This window comes from Pseudoalteromonas sp. NBT06-2 (assembly GCF_002276045.1).
In the GTDB taxonomy this organism is placed as follows: Bacteria; Pseudomonadota; Gammaproteobacteria; order Enterobacterales; family Alteromonadaceae; genus Pseudoalteromonas.
The window spans coordinates 1-15,025 of sequence record NZ_NQMR01000069.1; the positions used below are offsets into that span (position 1 = coordinate 1).

Sequence of the window (15,025 nt, forward strand, 5' to 3'; positions counted from 1 at the left end):
TCTTTAGCTTGGTTAATGCTTCTTGCGACTCCTTTTGCATTCTTACGTAGAAGAAAGTCTCAAAAGTAATTTGATTTTATAAAATCATATTTAAAAGGGCGCTTTTTGCGCCCTTTTTCATATTTACACCTATTTATATTGTAATTGATATTTAGCTGACAATTACTCTAAAATAAATAACTTAAGAATTTAAAATAAAAAAGGATTTGAAAATGAAAACAAAGTATTCACTGGGTTTAGGTATACTTTCGTTAGCTGTTTTAGCCGGTTGTAATAGCGCAGAAAAAACAGATAAGAATCAAATTGTAAAATCGACTGAAGCGCAAAAGTATGCATTAGCGCCCGTTGCTAAAAAAGTTGCTCATGAAATGAATATTCATGGCTCAAAACGCGTAGATGATTATTACTGGATGCGTGATGATAAACGCGAAAACCCTGAAATATTAGCGCATTTAGCAGCTGAAAATACCTATACAAATGCGATGTTAAAGCATACTGAAAAGTTACAAGATAACTTGTTTGAAGAGTTAAAGTCACGTATTCAAAAAGATGATGACTCGGTGCCAGTTAGACGTGGTGATTTTTATTATTCATCTGAAATGCGTGGCGATAATGAATATCCTATTTATGTGCGTAGTAAAAATTTTAAAGGCGACGATAAACAGGTTTTATTAGATGTAAACGCACTGGCAAAAGATCATGAGTATTTTCAAGTATCAGGCTTAGATGTTAGCCCTAATGGAAAAATAATGGCCTATGGCGAAGATACATTAAGTCGTCGCGTTTATACCTTGCGCTTTAAAGATTTAAAAGCTGGTGAGTTGCTTGCTGATGAACTAAAAGGCACCGAAGGCAAGGCTATCTGGGGTAACGATAATAAAACGGTTTATTACATCAAAAAAGACTTACAGACTTTATTAGGCTTTCAAGTATATCGTCATACTTTAGGGTCATCTCAAGATACTGATGAATTAGTTTATGAAGAAGTAAATAAATCGTATTACACAAGTATAGGTAAAAGCAAAGATGGATCGCATATATACATATATCACAGTAGTCCTGAAGCATCAGGTATGTCGTTAATTGATGCTAATAACCATAAAGGCAAACCTGTTAGGTTTATCCCAAGAGAACAAGGTTTAGAGTATGAAATCTCAAAGCTAGGGCAGTGGTATTATGTCAATACTAACTTAGATGCAGTGAACTTTAAGCTAATGAAAGTTCATCAAAGTAAATTAGGTAATAAAAATAACTGGCAAGAAGTAATACCGCATAAAGAAGGTGTAAAACTAGAAGATGTATCGCTATTTAATGATCATTTAGTTTATAAAGTGCGTGAAGATGGTATTAATACAGTTACTGTTCGTTCTTTAAAGTCAGGAAAAGAGCAACAGCTTAAGTTTAAAGATAAAGCTTTTGCTGCTTATTTATATGGTAATAACGAGTTAGATAATGAAAGTGTTCGCCTTTATTATACAAGCTTAACAACGCCTGGTACCCATTATGACTTTAATTTAAATAGCACTGAACCAGAGCTGCTTAAGCAACAAAAAGTACTGGGTGATTTTAACCCAGATAATTACACATCAGAGCGTATTTTTATTAAGGCACGAGATGGTATAAAAGTACCTGTATCTTTAGTTTATCGCACTGATAAATTTAAAAATGATGGCACAAACCCAATTTATCAATATGGTTATGGTTCATACGGACATACAATTCAGCCTAGTTTTTCAAGTGCAAGATTAAGCTTGCTAGATCGTGGTTTTGTTTATGCAATCGCGCATATTCGTGGCTCTCAAATGTTAGGTCGCCCTTGGTATAACCAAGGTAAAAAATTGACTAAGAAAAATACTTTTAATGACTTTATTGATGTAACTAAGTCACTAATAGATCAAGGTTACGGCAATAAAGAACAAGTATTTGCCGTTGGTGGTAGTGCTGGTGGGTTATTAATGGGCGCTGTGATCAATCAGGCGCCTGAATTATATCAAGGTGTTGCTGCACATGTACCATTTGTTGATGTAGTAACAACTATGTTGGATGAAACTATACCGCTTACAACAAATGAGTATGATGAGTGGGGTAACCCAAATGACAAGTCTTACTACGATTATATGTTATCGTATTCACCATACGATCAAATTTCTAAGCAAGCGTATCCAAATTTATTAGTGACAACAGGTTTACATGATTCTCAGGTACAATATTTTGAACCAGCAAAATGGGTTGCTAAATTACGAGATTATAAAACCAATGATAATAAATTATTGTTTAAAGTTGATATGGAAGCAGGTCATGGTGGTGCATCTGGTCGCTTTAAAGGTCTTAAAGATCGCGCATTAGAATATGCATTTATTCTTGATTTAGTCGGTCAAAATAAACTTTGATTTTTTGCTTATAATACAATACCGCCTCCTATACCTATGATATTTCAGATAGCTATGAAACATGAATTTTGAAGTAACATGGGTATAGGAGGCGCTGTTGTATTAAGTTTAACCTACTTTTTCGCGTTTGTTTTCTGCCACGTAGTGGCTCTAATAAATATGCGTAGCAAATTTATATGGCTTGACGAATACTGAACTCAAATTGTGTTCCTTGACCAAATTCACTTTTTACTTTGATATCTGAATTTAGAATATGTAATAAACGTTTGCTGATCGCTAGCCCTAATCCGCCATGCTGCTTTTTATTACCTACAGCATTACTTGCACGATATCTGGCATCAAAAATATAATTAATTTCCTCAGCTTTAATGCCTGAACCAGTATCACTAACTTGTATAGTCAACTTACTCTCTTTAGCAAAAACATTAATGGTGATCGTACCGTTTTCTGGCGTATGCCTAATTGCATTTTCAATTAAATTACTTAATACACGTTCTAATTTGGCAATGTCACATAAAGTATTGAAGTCACACACTGCTGGTTCAATAACTAGTTTTACATGTGATTTTTTCGCTTTTAAAGAAAATTTAGCAACAATATCGTAAATTAGCTCCCCTAAATTAAACATTTCATTATTAACAGATACCCTGCCACTCTCAAGATGTGCTAACTCAAAAATTTGATCAATCAAGTGCTTCAGCTGCTTGCAGTTATTTAGAGTGATAGCTAAATACTCTTGCTGTTGCTTCTCATCTAATTGCGTATTTTTCAGTGTTAAAATTTCTAAATAGCCTTGAAGTGATGCCAAAGGTGTCCTTAAGTCATGGGATAAATGGGTTAGCAGCTCACGTCTTTGATTGTCGTTTTGCTCTAATAAATTAATTTGTTGATGTATAAGTCTCACTATGGTATTTAAACTATTACCAAGTAAATGAACCTCATTTGATTGGTGTTTTGGCCATTGGCTTAATTTTACCTTTTGTAAATCAAAGTTAGCTTGCTGTACTTGAGATACTTCTTTAGCGAGTTGTTTTATTGGTTGTGTAAAGTAACGCAATAGTAATAGTAAAATGATGAATAGAAAAATGATAGCTGCCAACAACCAACTCGCAGCTATAAGTAATCTATCATTAGATTTTATTCGAGAAAAAACAGTATCGTAAACTTCACCGCCTATAATCACATAAAGATAACCTTGTAACTTGCCTTTATCTTGCAGGTTTTCTTCTGAATCATAGTTATAAACAGGCGCAGCAGAAAATATTTTTAGTTTATCTAAATTTCTAGGATCATCACCATACACAGGCATATTTTCAGCGTTTTCGATTAGTTGTAAAATAGGGCTTAAATTAATGCGTTTACGTTTTACTTTACCGGGTTTTGCTGAGTAAGTTAAAATTTCACCTGAAGGGTCAACAAAATAAAATTCAAAAGCTGGGCCTAATAACATGAGTGTATGAAATAGGTTTTCTAGGGCTTTGTAATCATAAACACCCTGTTGTAATAATGGATTATCATCTATTAAATGCTCAGCTAAATTTAAGTGTAATTTTTGCTCAGCTTGATGTTGAGACACTTGATCAAGTTGCTGGCTCCAAGACAATACTAAGGTACATATCAAACAGAAAATAACAAATATTGAAGTAGCCAATTTTTGATAGAGTGAAATTTTCATAATACGGCCTAATGTTGAATTAAATTACTGGAGTTGAGTTTGTAGCCTACACCCCATATGGTTTCAATGATTTGAGTATTGCAAGCTTGCTCTAATTTAGCTCGTAAGCGGTTTATGTGAGAGTTCACGGTATGTTCGTAGCCACTATGTTGGTAACCCCAAACAGAATCTAATAATTGGGTACGTGAAAATACTTGGTTTGGGTGTTTGGCAAAAAAATGTAATAAATCAAATTCGGTAGAGGTTAAGCTTATGGTGTCGTCGTCGTAATAGATTTCATGGCTTTGTAGATTGATTAATAACTTACCTAAATATACGGATTCAATATCAGTTTTAGGATTGTGTTTTTCTCTAAGTAGATGTACATGCCTAAGTTGCGCTTTTATGCGCGCTTGCAACTCTCTGGTGCTAAAGGGTTTCGTGATATAATCATCGGCGCCCATTTCTAGCCCTATAATTCTATCCATTTCATCACTTCTTGAAGTCAGCATTAGGATACTTTGCTCTGGAGATTTATCTTTAATCTTGCGGCATAAAGTTAAGCCATCCATACCAGGTAACATAATATCTAATAATAAAACAGCGTATTTCTGTTGCTGCAAAGCTTGTAAAGCAGATTCAGCTGTGTCGACATGATCTACATTCAACGATAATTCTGCTAAATGCACTTTTAGAATTCCTGCTATATCGTGATCGTCTTCCACAACCAAAATTTTATCTTGCATGTTGTCACCCAATAAAAAAGGAGTGATGTCTATTTCCTTGATGATAACCAAACCACTTCAAGAAACCGAATCTTGAAGTGGTTTGGCTATAGACTCCACTCAAAAAATTATTGTATCCGTGTGATTGAGACTGCCATTAATGGGTTATCAAATTTATGTTCATAGCTTAATACTGACTGACTTAAACCATCATCATTACCTACAACACCAGGGTGAACAGCAATAAAGTCAACATCATCTCTGAGTGTATTAAACCCTTCTCCCATATCGGCTGGTCCAGGAATTGTGCCAACAGCTTCATTATTTGCTTCTGTGCCAGAATCATAAGCACGTGTTTTGAAGCTTAATAGGGATCCAACTTCTAACGCGGATACGTCTATAGCATTAAGACCGGAGAATCCATCATTTGTATTCACCATCATAGTAACAAGGCTTAATTTAGCATCGATCATATCTGCAGTGGTAATTGTGAGGGTAATAGAATTTCCAGGCCCTAAAGGAGAAGTATCGCTTATTGAAGTATCAACCATATCTAATGCAAGTAATGCGGAGTTATCTCCAGACTCAGCTAAGGTTTCTAGCTCATTTGACGCCATTTGACCCAATTGCCAAAAATTACCTTCTTTATGTAGTGCGATACCTATGGGTGATAATGGTTGAGCATAAGTTAAATTACTTACAGTTACCTCAAAACTATACATAGGATCTGGTGCTGGTGGCTCTACAGGAATCATTATTTCATTTTTATCGTCACCACCGCCACAGCCTATTAATACTAAGCCTAACAAAGGTAATAAAAGAGATTTTTTGTTCAACATGATATACCTCCTTATTTTACAGTTATGGTAACTTTAGCGACAGGGTTTAACCATCTATGCACTGTGTTATTTAAATCACTTTTTCCACCTTCCATATCATCGTCACCTAAAGTGCCACGATGAATATGTATCATAGTATTCGTTTCCTCATTAGTGACAGAACTACCTGCCATGCCTGCTCCAGTACCTGGTGCTGCGGGAATACCTAACATGCCTGGCGCTCCAGATCCTTCTAAAATTAATTCATTGTTAGCTTCAGTGCCTGCATCATAGGCATTTAAGAAAATGCTATAAGTACCAGCTTCTGTTGGAATTTTCCAGCTATCTAAACCAACAAAACCATCATTGGTAGGTAACATCATAGCTGTGATAGATAACATATTATTACCCTCACTGGTTTCAAGCATTGTCATGGTTGATTGTGCTGGTGCGAGTAATCCCGCTGCTGGGTTTTCAACTTTATCAGCAGAGTAACCATCTAACATAGTTGATAAACCTGAAATATTACCGCCTTCAGCCATCATTTGTAGTTCTATTGAAGCAGTCATACCTGATTCAAAAAGGTGGGCATCATCTGAGTGGGCTGCTATAAGGATTGGGGTGTAGTATATACCTTGTGTTAGGTTTGTTATTTTTATATCTAAAGTAGCTGCATGAGCTGACTGAACTCCTAGTGTGATCAAACTTAATGCGGCAATTGCTGAAACCTTCATGTTGTTTTCCTTTTTGTGGGCTAATAAAGTTGATAGGAAAAGTATGTAAAAAAGATATCAAAGAAGTATCACTGAATTATCACGTTTTTATCACAATTTAATAGAAGGTTTGTCACAAGACTTATAAAAAAGGGAAAATCGTAAAGGGGCTGCGTTTGTTAGGCTAGCCCAATTTAATTTATAAAATGTAAAGCTACCAAATAATACGGTCGATGGTGCGTTGATCTTCACCTATTAAGGCTTTAACTAGTTTATTGTTTTCATCTAATAGCAATAATCGTGGTACACCAATATTGGCAAACTGCTTATATATGTCTTTATTTGGGTCTGATATTAGCGGGAAAGAGACTTGGTATTCGTTTTTAAATTTTGCTAAAGATTCGTTTGACTCTTCACGGCCTATACCTATGATTATTAAGTTGTGATCTTTGACTAAATCAGAAGCCAAAATATCTTTAATGGTACGTTGAGAGTCATGACACCAAGTGGCAAATAATAAAACTAATTTCTTTTTATTTATCTTATTAAGGTGTATTTCACTGCCATTAATATCTATTAGTTTTTCTATTGGAAAGTTTTGCCCAGCAGAAATGTAAGTTTGGTATTTTTCTTTTACTGGTTGATTGCCATTTCCGGTGCTTGAACAGCCCATTAAAAAGGCGATTAAATAGATTGTTAAAACTGTCTTCATTGTTGCTCCGAGTGTATGATGTTTTTTGCGTTGGCCATAGATTAACAATTCATTTTAAAATGGTATATATTTCATTATTTTTAACTTCATTTATAGCGGCTACACTTTTTCCTGCGGCGTCAGAGGCATTGCTTGGCACTTTAGTAACGCAAGGTTTTTCTTTAGTGCTTCTTTGGTTTTTTGCAACCTTAGGTAATACATTAGGTAGCTGTGTTAATTGGTGGTTAGGAAAAGAGAGTCTGAGATTTAAACATAAAAAATGGTTTCCAGTTTCAGAAAAGCAATTGAATAAGGCACAAAATCAGTTTCAAAAATATGGTTTGGCTACTTTATTATTTGCTTGGTTACCTATTATAGGTGACCCACTTACTTTAATGGCTGGGATAATGCGAATTCGGTTCGATTTATTTGTATTATTTGTCGCTTTAGGTAAAGGCGTGAGATATGCCTTAGTTATTTATGTAGCCTCGTTTATCTCTTAAATATATGAGATTTTATTATTTAAGAGTCGCGAAGCAGATCTATTCTTTTTGCCAACCTAAAGTGAGTGATACTGAATCGGCGAATCTGAGTGCGTGAGGTTTGTCAACTCTGACCTTTGCAAATGTTACTGATTCATGCTGATGAGTCACCTCTAATATATCAGCTACTAATTTTTCTAGTAAAAGGAAGTGACCTGTTTCTACTAATTCAATAATCGCTTTTGTGATTACTTTATAGTTAAGTGCTTTATCAACTTGATCATACTGGCAGGCGAGCTCTGCAGGGTAATGTACTTCAACATTAATGATGACATCTTGCTTTTTACTTTTTTCATCAGGATTAAAGCCAATGTAAGTTCTTAATCTGAGATTGGTAACATTAATAATTGCTGCTTGCATTTCTTTCCTTGTGAAAAGCGAGTTGTTAAGGTGGTATATACCCAAACCACTTCAAGATGCAGGATTCAGTTGGAATTAGAAATGCTTTAGGCTAGGCATTGATTGAAGAACATGGTTATTCCCTTTTCAAAATCAATAACGCTGCATAAAGTATTTATAAACCAACCTTACAGGGACTTCTGAGCAAATCATGCTCGTTGTTCCATCTTTTTTTAAGGGAGTAACCATTAATGCAAAGATGCGCCTAGATCATGAATTGCTCAGCAGTCCTGAACCTCACATCTTGAAGTGGCTTGGGTATAAAAAATAGATACCACCTTAAATTAAACAATAATTAGCTTTTTAGCAACTGTAAAAACTCATTACGTGTTTTAGCATCTTCTCTAAAGTTACCTAACATAACTGAAGTACGCATTTTTGAGTTTTGTTTTTCGACGCCACGCATCATCATACACATATGCTTAGCTTCAACAATTACACCAACACCTTTGGCATCCGTTACTTCTTCAACAGCTTTTGCAATTTGATGTGTCATTTGCTCTTGAATTTGAAAGCGACGCGCGTACATGTCAACAATACGAGCAAATTTAGATAAGCCTAACACTTTACCATTTGGGATATAAGCGATATGGCAACGGCCAACAAAAGGTAATAAATGATGTTCACACATTGAGTAAAGCTCAATGTCCTGGATCATAACCATATCGTCAGCATCTGAAGTAAACACAGCATTGTTAGTTATGCTTTTTAAGGTTTGAGTATAACCTTGTGTTAAATAAGACATTGCTTTTGCTGCACGCTTGGGCGTATCTAAAAGGCCTTCACGCTCTGGATCTTCACCAACACTTTTAATGATTTGTTGATAACTTTTTTTTAATTCTTCATGCATAATAAGCTCGACTTTTTTACTTCAGATGACGTCCGCCATCCACTTGAATTGTGCGACCAGTAATATAACTGCTAGTTAGCAGCATATCTAGACAATTGAGTATTTCTTTACTGCCGGGCTCTATTTCCATTAAGGATTTCTTTAGAGTTTTGGCTTTGTATTCTTTACTATCATCCTGATTAAAAATAATAAGAGATGGTGCAATTGCATTTACTTTTACTTTTGGTGCTAATTGGCTAGCAAAAGATTTTGTCATATTATCTAATGCGGCTTTACTTGCTGCATAGGCTATATGTTTTGGACTGCCTTTTTCAACTACATAATCAGTTAAATGAATCACATCTGCTACGTTGTTGTTAGCTGTTAATAATTTAGTACAAGCTAAATTAATTAAATAGGGTACTTTTGCGTGTATTCTCATCATATCATCAAATAAAGCGGCAAAATCAAGGGTATTGTTTTCACAATCCCAACTAGAAGCGTTGTGAATAATGCCACGAAGACTGGATGTATGTTGATTAACTTGTTTTATGAAATGAGAAATACTTGCATCATCAATAAAATCAGCTTGAATACAAGTTGCACCTAAATGCTCTAATTTTGAAATTTCAGTATGGCGCGTACGATAACTTAAAATCAGTTTATGACCTTGCAGCAGTAAATGATGGGCAATCGCCAATCCAATTCGTTGTCCTGCGCCTGTGATTAAGATATGTGATGTCATTATTTTAAGCTTGCTGATCATTATTCTGAAATTTAGTGTGGTAATTATAAACTAAGATCAGTAAATTAATAAACACTTAGGGTGATAAGTCATAAGTTATCATAATAAAGAGTTGTTAATTTATTTGTTCATTGAGCATAATGACAACGTTATTCCATTATTTTAATGATTATGCAGCTAAAAAATATACAAAATACATCTCAAACCAAATACATTCCCTTTTGTTTTTTTATATTGGTATATGGCTTCTGGTTTTATGGGCAAGGTCCTACAGAGGCATTAATTAATTTATCAGAGCAATTTCACATTGCACTTACTATGGTGTTTGGTTCATTTGTGGCGGGTGGCACGGCTTTAGGTGGTGGTGCAATTGCTTTTCCGGTAATGACAAAGATTTTATTAATCGAACCAGAAACAGCAAAAATTTTCTCCTTAGCTATTCAAAGTTTTGGCATGACTGCTGCGGCATTAACCATTATTTATGGTGGTATACGTTATTATAAAAATGTGGTTTTATTAGCATTAATAGGAGCTATCCCGGGTATCATAATTAGCTTATCTTTTATTGTTGAATTAATTCCTCGCTTGGCTGTAAAATCATTATTTAGCTTATTAATTTTTTGTTTTGCTATTACCTTATTAAAGCTTCATTTTTCAAAGAAAATCATAAAAAATACAGACTATTGGTTGAAAGTATACTGGATCCCTTTAGTTGGTTTTATTGGCGGCATTACGAGTGGGCTTATTGGTTCGGGAGCTGATATTGCAATATTTGCTCTGCTGGTATTGTTTTATAAAAAGGATTTAAAAGCGTCAACAGCAACATCTGTGATCATAATGGCTGTTACATCAATAATTGCATCTTTTTATAACTTTTATTATCTCGAGACTTTTACAGCAAAAATTAATGCATATGTATTAGCTGCAGTTCCAGTTGTGGTGATCGGAGCACCGCTTGGTGCTTATGTGTGTTCAAAAGTGCAGCCTAATATATTGATGACTTTTTTATTATTGTTAATTGCTTTAGAAGTTGTCGTTACTTTATTCGAGATACTAAATTAATCTTAGTGTATGTTAACGCAATTTTGTCTGTTTTTTGCTTTATAAAGTGCTTAGCGCTAACAAAATATGCTGTAATGTATTGTTGAGTGTAGAAAAGGAAATAAAATTTGATTTTAAAGTTTTAATTTTAGGACACTAACTATTTAAATTCAAGTTTAAACAGTTAGTGTAAATGAATAATCTTAATCGTAAATTGTAGGGATTGGTTGGCGTTTATGTTGGGTTCTTTGGTATATTACAGTTAGTTTTTGTTCGATTTCTTTATCTACCGATTTACCTTCTAAAAAGTCATCTATTTGATCATAACTCATGCCTAAAGCGTCTTCGTCTGCCAGTCCTGGTTTATCACACTCAAGATCGGCAGTCGGTACTTTATTAACAAGTAAGTCAGGTGCACCTAATGTTAGGGCTAATAAGCGAACTTGGCGCTTAGATAAGCCAAATAAAGGGGCTAAATCACATGCACCATCACCAAACTTAGTGTAAAAGCCTGTAATATTTTCAGCGCTATGATCTGTACCTACGACTAATGCTCCTGTGAGTCCCGCTATTTCATACTGAGCAGTCATTCGTTGGCGTGCTTTTACATTACCTTTAACAAAATCGATAGCAGTTTTATTCGGCTGTGGTAAACCCGCTTTAGTTAAAGCTTCAAGTGCTTCATTATGAATACCATCGGCACCTTCTTTAATGTTTACCGTTATGCGCTTAGAAGGCTTGATAAAATCTACAGCTAATTGTGCTTCTTCTTCATCTGCTTGAATACCATATGGTAATCGCATTGCAATAAATTGATATTGATCTGTGAACTTGTCAGTATTGAGTTCATCAATAGCTAGTTGGCATAAACGACCACAGGTTGAGGAATCTACGCCGCCACTGATCCCTAAAACTAAAGATTGAGTATTTGATTGTAGTAATTTTGTTTTAATGAAATCTACGCGGCGCTTAATTTCAAAGTCGGCATTGATATTTGGCTGAACACGCATTTCTGTAATGATAGCTTGAGAAAGAGATAAAGCGGTACTTTCAGCTATCTTGTCAACGGGAGCATCAGTTAATAAATTAGTATATCTATGGTCGCGTTTGCCAGCTTCTTTTGCTAATTTAACAAGATGACCTTTTTCTTGTAACTTATCTAAGTTTTGTTCAATTTGTTGTATATCATTAAATGTCGCCAAGCGGTTTGTTCTTGTTTTTAATTCACCAACGCTTTGTGGCCCGCGCAATAAAGTAACACAAATAATTGCTTTTTCTTGTTCGCTAAACTGTAAAGAACCAAAAGCGGTATTACAAAAACGATGACGATATTTATTTACGCGACCTGATACACCTTCATCTATTATGACTAATCTTTGTTCTATTAATTCATTTAAAGAGTGCTGAACTTCACCTTCAGATAAAGACATAACAGGCTCTCGGCTAGATTTTTGATTACATGCATTAGTGAGAGAATTTAAAGAAAGAGGATATTGTTCAGGGGTAGTGACTTCTTTTTCCAGCATGCAGCCGATCACTCTGGCTTGAATGGCTGAGAGTTTTATTTCCATTGTTAAATTCTCTATTTTATTTAGGCTTAGCAGAGTTTAACGCAATATATGAAGAGGGAAAAGATAGAAGTGATTTGAATATGTGTAATCTATTATTTCCTGCAAAGAAGTTGTGTCGCATTAAGGCATTATTATTTTTTATAAAACAAGAGTAGAATCAAATTTATAACAGTAAAAAGGTCATTTAAAAATGCTTAAAAAATTAAGAATGTCAGTTTTGGGTTTAGGTGTCTTAGCCTTATTTCTGACTGCAATTGTATATGGATTATTAAGTTTAAGCTTACCAGTACTTTCAGGTAGTACAAGTAGTAAAGGTATTACTGAAAAAGTAACAATTGAAAGAGATAAGCTAGGTATTGCGATTGTAAATGCACAAAATCGACAAGATGCGGCTTATGCTTTAGGTTATGCCCATGGTCAAGACAGATTTTTCCAAATGGATTTATTGCGTCGAAATGCAGCGGGAGAGCTGGCTCAATTGTTTGGTAAGGCGGCAATTCCGATAGATAGAAAACATAGATTTCATCAATTTAGACTGCGCGCTGAAAAAGCCTATGCAAAATTACCTGAAAAGAATAAATCACTATTAGAGGCTTATGCTTTAGGTGTCAATGAGGCGGTAACCCAAATTGAATATCCAAGTTTCGAATATATGGTCTCGGGCTCTACGATAAAACCTTGGTTACCTGTAGATAGTTTATTAGTCATTTATACTATGTACTTAGATTTACAAACAAGCACTTTCAAAAGAGACTTAGCATTAACACAAATAGAAAAAGAATTTGGTTCTGAAATGTTGGCATTTATTACACAACCCAGTCCATATCAAGCGGCACTTGATGAGAGTAAATTACCAACATTGACCCCTTTAGTACCAGAATTAACTCATGAAAAAATGACACAAATCAGCTACCAAAAAATTAAAGAACCGTTAGGTATAGGCAGCAATAACTGGGCTGTCACTGGGAAATTGACACAAAGTGGCCATGGTATGTTGTCTGATGATATGCATTTATCACTGAAAGTGCCGGTGATTTGGTATAGAGCACAGCTTAATTACAGTGTAAATAACGAAATTCATCAAATAAATGGTGTTACTTTACCTGGTGTACCTGCTGTTGTAGTGGGTTCAAATGGTCATATTGCATGGGGGTTTACCAATGGCTATTTAGATACTGCAGATTGGTATAAATTAAATGATAAAGATAAAACATATATCATAAATGAAATTATTCAATTACCTGAAGGTAGTGAAAACTTTGAATTAGAAATGAGTGATTTTGGTCCTGTTAAAACACTTGATGGTGAAAAATATGCGTTAGCTTGGGTTGCGCATCAGGAGTATGCCGTAGATATGGAGTTAATAAACTTAGAGGGGGCTAAAACAGTAAAACAAGCATTGGATATTGCTACTACAATCAGTATACCAGTACAAAATATGATCGTCGTTGACAGTAGTGGTAATGCGGCTTGGAAACCAACAGGTGCGGTTCCTGGCAGATTAACACCTATGCAAACGGCTGTAATGTCAGAGTATTATTCTGACAGGTGGTCGACTGATGAAACACAATTACCTCAGATGTTGAATCCTGATACTAATAGATTATGGACGGCTAACTCTCGTGTTATTTCTACTGAGCAATTAAAGCGTTTTGGTAACGGAGCATATGCTATGGGCGCGCGAGCCCAGCAAATAAAAGACAGGTTATTTGAGAAAGAGCAATTTACAGAATCTGACTTTTATAAAATTCAATTAGATAATCAAGCATTATTTTTAAAACCTTGGCATAACTTATTAACACAAGTATTAAGTACTGAGCCATTCAAATATCAAGAAGATCTCAAACTTTTAAGTCAATGGGGTGAGTGCGCTTGCGCTGACTCAGTTGGCTATACTTTAGTGCGTAATTATAGGGCTGCATTAATTGATGAAATATTTGCACCTATAGAATCTGCTTTAGTAAAACATGATTTAAGTCTATCACCTCTTAAGCGTGATTTAGAAGCTGGAGTATGGCAATTATTAAAAGATTTTCCTGATTCTTGGCTTAATGAAAAACATGTTTCTTGGCCACAATTAATGAACCAAGTATATGTGGATATGCGTAAAGATTTATTAGAAGAACATGGTGTAAATGAGCAAGATTCTTTGCATGTTTTAGCTTGGGGAAAAGTCAATGAATTAAAGTTACAACACCCTTTTAGCAAACAAATTCCATTGTTATCCTATTTGTTAGATATGCCTACAACTCCTGGTTTTGGAGATAGCTTTATGCCTGCTGTGCAAAAAAGAGGTTTTGGTGCTTCGCAAAGGTTTTTTGTACAGCCAGGTTTAGAAGAAAATGCAATATTAACTATCCCAGGAGGGCAGTCTGGTCATCCATTGTCACCTTTTTATCGCTCTGGATTTGATGACTATGTGAAGGCACAAAATACTCCATTATTACCATCCGATGCGATTCATCGTATTGAAATCAATCCGAATTAAAAAGACTATTATACCCATGGTCGCTGATGAGTTGGTTTAGAAGCGTTTTAAGCTGCGTTATTGATCTTGAAAAGGGAATAACCTATTCTCTACAATCAATGTCTTTCCTAAAGCGTTTCTAATTCCAACTGAATCCTGCATCTTGAAGTGGTTTGGGTATATATCCAAGCCACTTGATAATGCTTGTTTCAGAATTTATCAGGTGAGTTAGCACAAGGCACATCATTTTAGGAATGCTGATTGCCTTTCAAACTGATGTAACGTAGTGATTACTTACCAGATAAATTCCATACGGGCGGGTTTTAAATGGTCAACTACCGCGTTATTTATGTTGATAAGGGAATAACTATTACCTGCAATAAATGTCTTGTATTTGACCATTTAAACTCCCGCTGAAATCATGCATTTCCAAGTAGCTT

At 35.1% G+C, this 15,025-nt stretch carries 14 protein-coding genes and 1 pseudogene; 5 read left to right on the forward strand and 10 right to left on the reverse strand.

Annotation, left to right across the window (positions count from 1 at the left end; translation table 11 throughout):
• Together CJF42_RS29320 and CJF42_RS13965 are read left to right on the forward strand one after the other, a co-directional pair.
• On the forward strand, positions 1 to 69 hold a 69-nt coding region (locus tag CJF42_RS29320; protein WP_141235560.1), incomplete at its 5' end, for a GlyGly-CTERM sorting domain-containing protein.
• A gap of 143 nt (positions 70 to 212) precedes the next feature.
• Positions 213 to 2,390 (forward strand): S9 family peptidase, encoded by a 2,178-nt coding sequence (locus tag CJF42_RS13965; RefSeq protein ID WP_095367280.1) that lies wholly within the window; start codon positions 213 to 215, stop codon positions 2,388 to 2,390.
• Between the two features lie 172 nt (positions 2,391 to 2,562).
• On the opposite strand, the gene CJF42_RS13970 is transcribed toward CJF42_RS13965, so the two are convergent.
• The 5 genes from CJF42_RS13970 to CJF42_RS13990 form a co-directional block, all read right to left on the reverse strand.
• Positions 2,563 to 4,065 (reverse strand): sensor histidine kinase, encoded by a 1,503-nt coding sequence (locus CJF42_RS13970; RefSeq protein WP_095367281.1) that lies wholly within the window; start codon positions 4,063 to 4,065, stop codon positions 2,563 to 2,565.
• A gap of 8 nt (positions 4,066 to 4,073) precedes the next feature.
• The gene (locus CJF42_RS13975) at positions 4,074 to 4,790 is read right to left on the reverse strand and encodes a response regulator transcription factor (RefSeq protein WP_095367282.1); all 717 of its coding nucleotides are present in this window, start codon (positions 4,788 to 4,790) and stop codon (positions 4,074 to 4,076) included.
• 107 nt (positions 4,791 to 4,897) lie between these two features.
• On the reverse strand, positions 4,898 to 5,608 hold the full coding sequence (locus CJF42_RS13980; protein WP_095367283.1) for a spondin domain-containing protein: 711 nt from the start codon (positions 5,606 to 5,608) through the stop codon (positions 4,898 to 4,900).
• Positions 5,609 to 5,619: 11 nt separating this feature from the next.
• A complete protein-coding gene (locus tag CJF42_RS13985) occupies positions 5,620 to 6,321 on the reverse strand; it encodes a spondin domain-containing protein (protein WP_095367284.1) in 702 nt (233 codons plus the stop codon).
• Positions 6,322 to 6,514: 193 nt separating this feature from the next.
• Positions 6,515 to 7,012 (reverse strand): TlpA family protein disulfide reductase, encoded by a 498-nt coding sequence (locus CJF42_RS13990; RefSeq protein WP_095367285.1) that lies wholly within the window; start codon positions 7,010 to 7,012, stop codon positions 6,515 to 6,517.
• 59 nt (positions 7,013 to 7,071) lie between these two features.
• Here CJF42_RS13990 and CJF42_RS13995 point away from each other — a divergent pair, with 59 nt between their 5' ends.
• On the forward strand, positions 7,072 to 7,494 hold the full coding sequence (locus CJF42_RS13995; protein ID WP_095367317.1) for a YqaA family protein: 423 nt from the start codon (positions 7,072 to 7,074) through the stop codon (positions 7,492 to 7,494).
• A gap of 39 nt (positions 7,495 to 7,533) precedes the next feature.
• Here the strand turns inward: CJF42_RS13995 and folX are convergent, their stop codons facing one another.
• The 3 genes from folX to folM all read right to left on the reverse strand — a co-directional run bounded on the left by folX (position 7,534) and on the right by folM (position 9,506).
• On the reverse strand, positions 7,534 to 7,893 hold the full coding sequence (gene folX, locus CJF42_RS14000) for a dihydroneopterin triphosphate 2'-epimerase (RefSeq protein WP_095367286.1): 360 nt from the start codon (positions 7,891 to 7,893) through the stop codon (positions 7,534 to 7,536).
• 334 nt (positions 7,894 to 8,227) lie between these two features.
• Entirely contained in the window at positions 8,228 to 8,782 is a 555-nt protein-coding gene (gene folE / locus CJF42_RS14005; protein ID WP_095367287.1) for a GTP cyclohydrolase I FolE, read from the reverse strand.
• Between the two features lie 16 nt (positions 8,783 to 8,798).
• The gene (gene folM, locus CJF42_RS14010; protein WP_095367288.1) at positions 8,799 to 9,506 is read right to left on the reverse strand and encodes a dihydromonapterin reductase; all 708 of its coding nucleotides are present in this window, start codon (positions 9,504 to 9,506) and stop codon (positions 8,799 to 8,801) included.
• 171 nt (positions 9,507 to 9,677) lie between these two features.
• On the opposite strand from folM, the gene CJF42_RS14015 reads away from it, so the two are divergent.
• Positions 9,678 to 10,568: a sulfite exporter TauE/SafE family protein gene (locus CJF42_RS14015; RefSeq protein WP_095367318.1), complete on the forward strand. Its 891-nt coding sequence runs from the start codon at positions 9,678 to 9,680 to the stop codon at positions 10,566 to 10,568.
• Between the two features lie 182 nt (positions 10,569 to 10,750).
• Here CJF42_RS14015 and nadE read toward each other — a convergent pair whose 3' ends face one another.
• Both nadE and CJF42_RS28125 read right to left on the reverse strand, forming a co-directional pair.
• Entirely contained in the window at positions 10,751 to 11,557 is an 807-nt protein-coding gene (gene nadE, locus CJF42_RS28120; RefSeq protein WP_212668823.1) for an NAD(+) synthase, read from the reverse strand.
• A 156-nt stretch (positions 11,558 to 11,713) separates the two neighbouring features.
• Positions 11,714 to 12,118 (reverse strand): annotated as a pseudogene (locus CJF42_RS28125) (YceH family protein); the annotation flags it as partial.
• 190 nt (positions 12,119 to 12,308) lie between these two features.
• On the opposite strand from CJF42_RS28125, the gene CJF42_RS14025 reads away from it, so the two are divergent.
• On the forward strand, positions 12,309 to 14,606 hold the full coding sequence (locus tag CJF42_RS14025) for a penicillin acylase family protein (protein ID WP_095367290.1): 2,298 nt from the start codon (positions 12,309 to 12,311) through the stop codon (positions 14,604 to 14,606).
• The last annotated feature ends 419 nt before the right edge of the window (positions 14,607 to 15,025 follow it).

Bases quoted from the DNA above. Each gene is read 5' to 3' on its own strand.
- nadE (WP_212668823.1), bottom strand. From the start codon at position 11,557: ATGCGTGTTCAGCCAAATATCAATGCCGACTTTGAAATTAAGCGCCGC.
- CJF42_RS13975 (WP_095367282.1), bottom strand. From the start codon at position 4,790: ATGCAAGATAAAATTTTGGTTGTGGAAGACGATCACGATATAGCAGGA.
- folM (WP_095367288.1), bottom strand. From the start codon at position 9,506: ATGACATCACATATCTTAATCACAGGCGCAGGACAACGAATTGGATTG.
- CJF42_RS13990 (WP_095367285.1), bottom strand. From the start codon at position 7,012: ATGAAGACAGTTTTAACAATCTATTTAATCGCCTTTTTAATGGGCTGT.
- CJF42_RS13995 (WP_095367317.1), top strand. From the start codon at position 7,072: ATGGTATATATTTCATTATTTTTAACTTCATTTATAGCGGCTACACTT.
- folX (WP_095367286.1), bottom strand. From the start codon at position 7,893: ATGCAAGCAGCAATTATTAATGTTACCAATCTCAGATTAAGAACTTAC.
- CJF42_RS13970 (WP_095367281.1), bottom strand. From the start codon at position 4,065: ATGAAAATTTCACTCTATCAAAAATTGGCTACTTCAATATTTGTTATT.
- CJF42_RS13965 (WP_095367280.1), top strand. From the start codon at position 213: ATGAAAACAAAGTATTCACTGGGTTTAGGTATACTTTCGTTAGCTGTT.
- CJF42_RS13985 (WP_095367284.1), bottom strand. From the start codon at position 6,321: ATGAAGGTTTCAGCAATTGCCGCATTAAGTTTGATCACACTAGGAGTT.
- CJF42_RS13980 (WP_095367283.1), bottom strand. From the start codon at position 5,608: ATGTTGAACAAAAAATCTCTTTTATTACCTTTGTTAGGCTTAGTATTA.
- CJF42_RS14025 (WP_095367290.1), top strand. From the start codon at position 12,309: ATGCTTAAAAAATTAAGAATGTCAGTTTTGGGTTTAGGTGTCTTAGCC.
- folE (WP_095367287.1), bottom strand. From the start codon at position 8,782: ATGCATGAAGAATTAAAAAAAAGTTATCAACAAATCATTAAAAGTGTT.
- CJF42_RS14015 (WP_095367318.1), top strand. From the start codon at position 9,678: ATGCAGCTAAAAAATATACAAAATACATCTCAAACCAAATACATTCCC.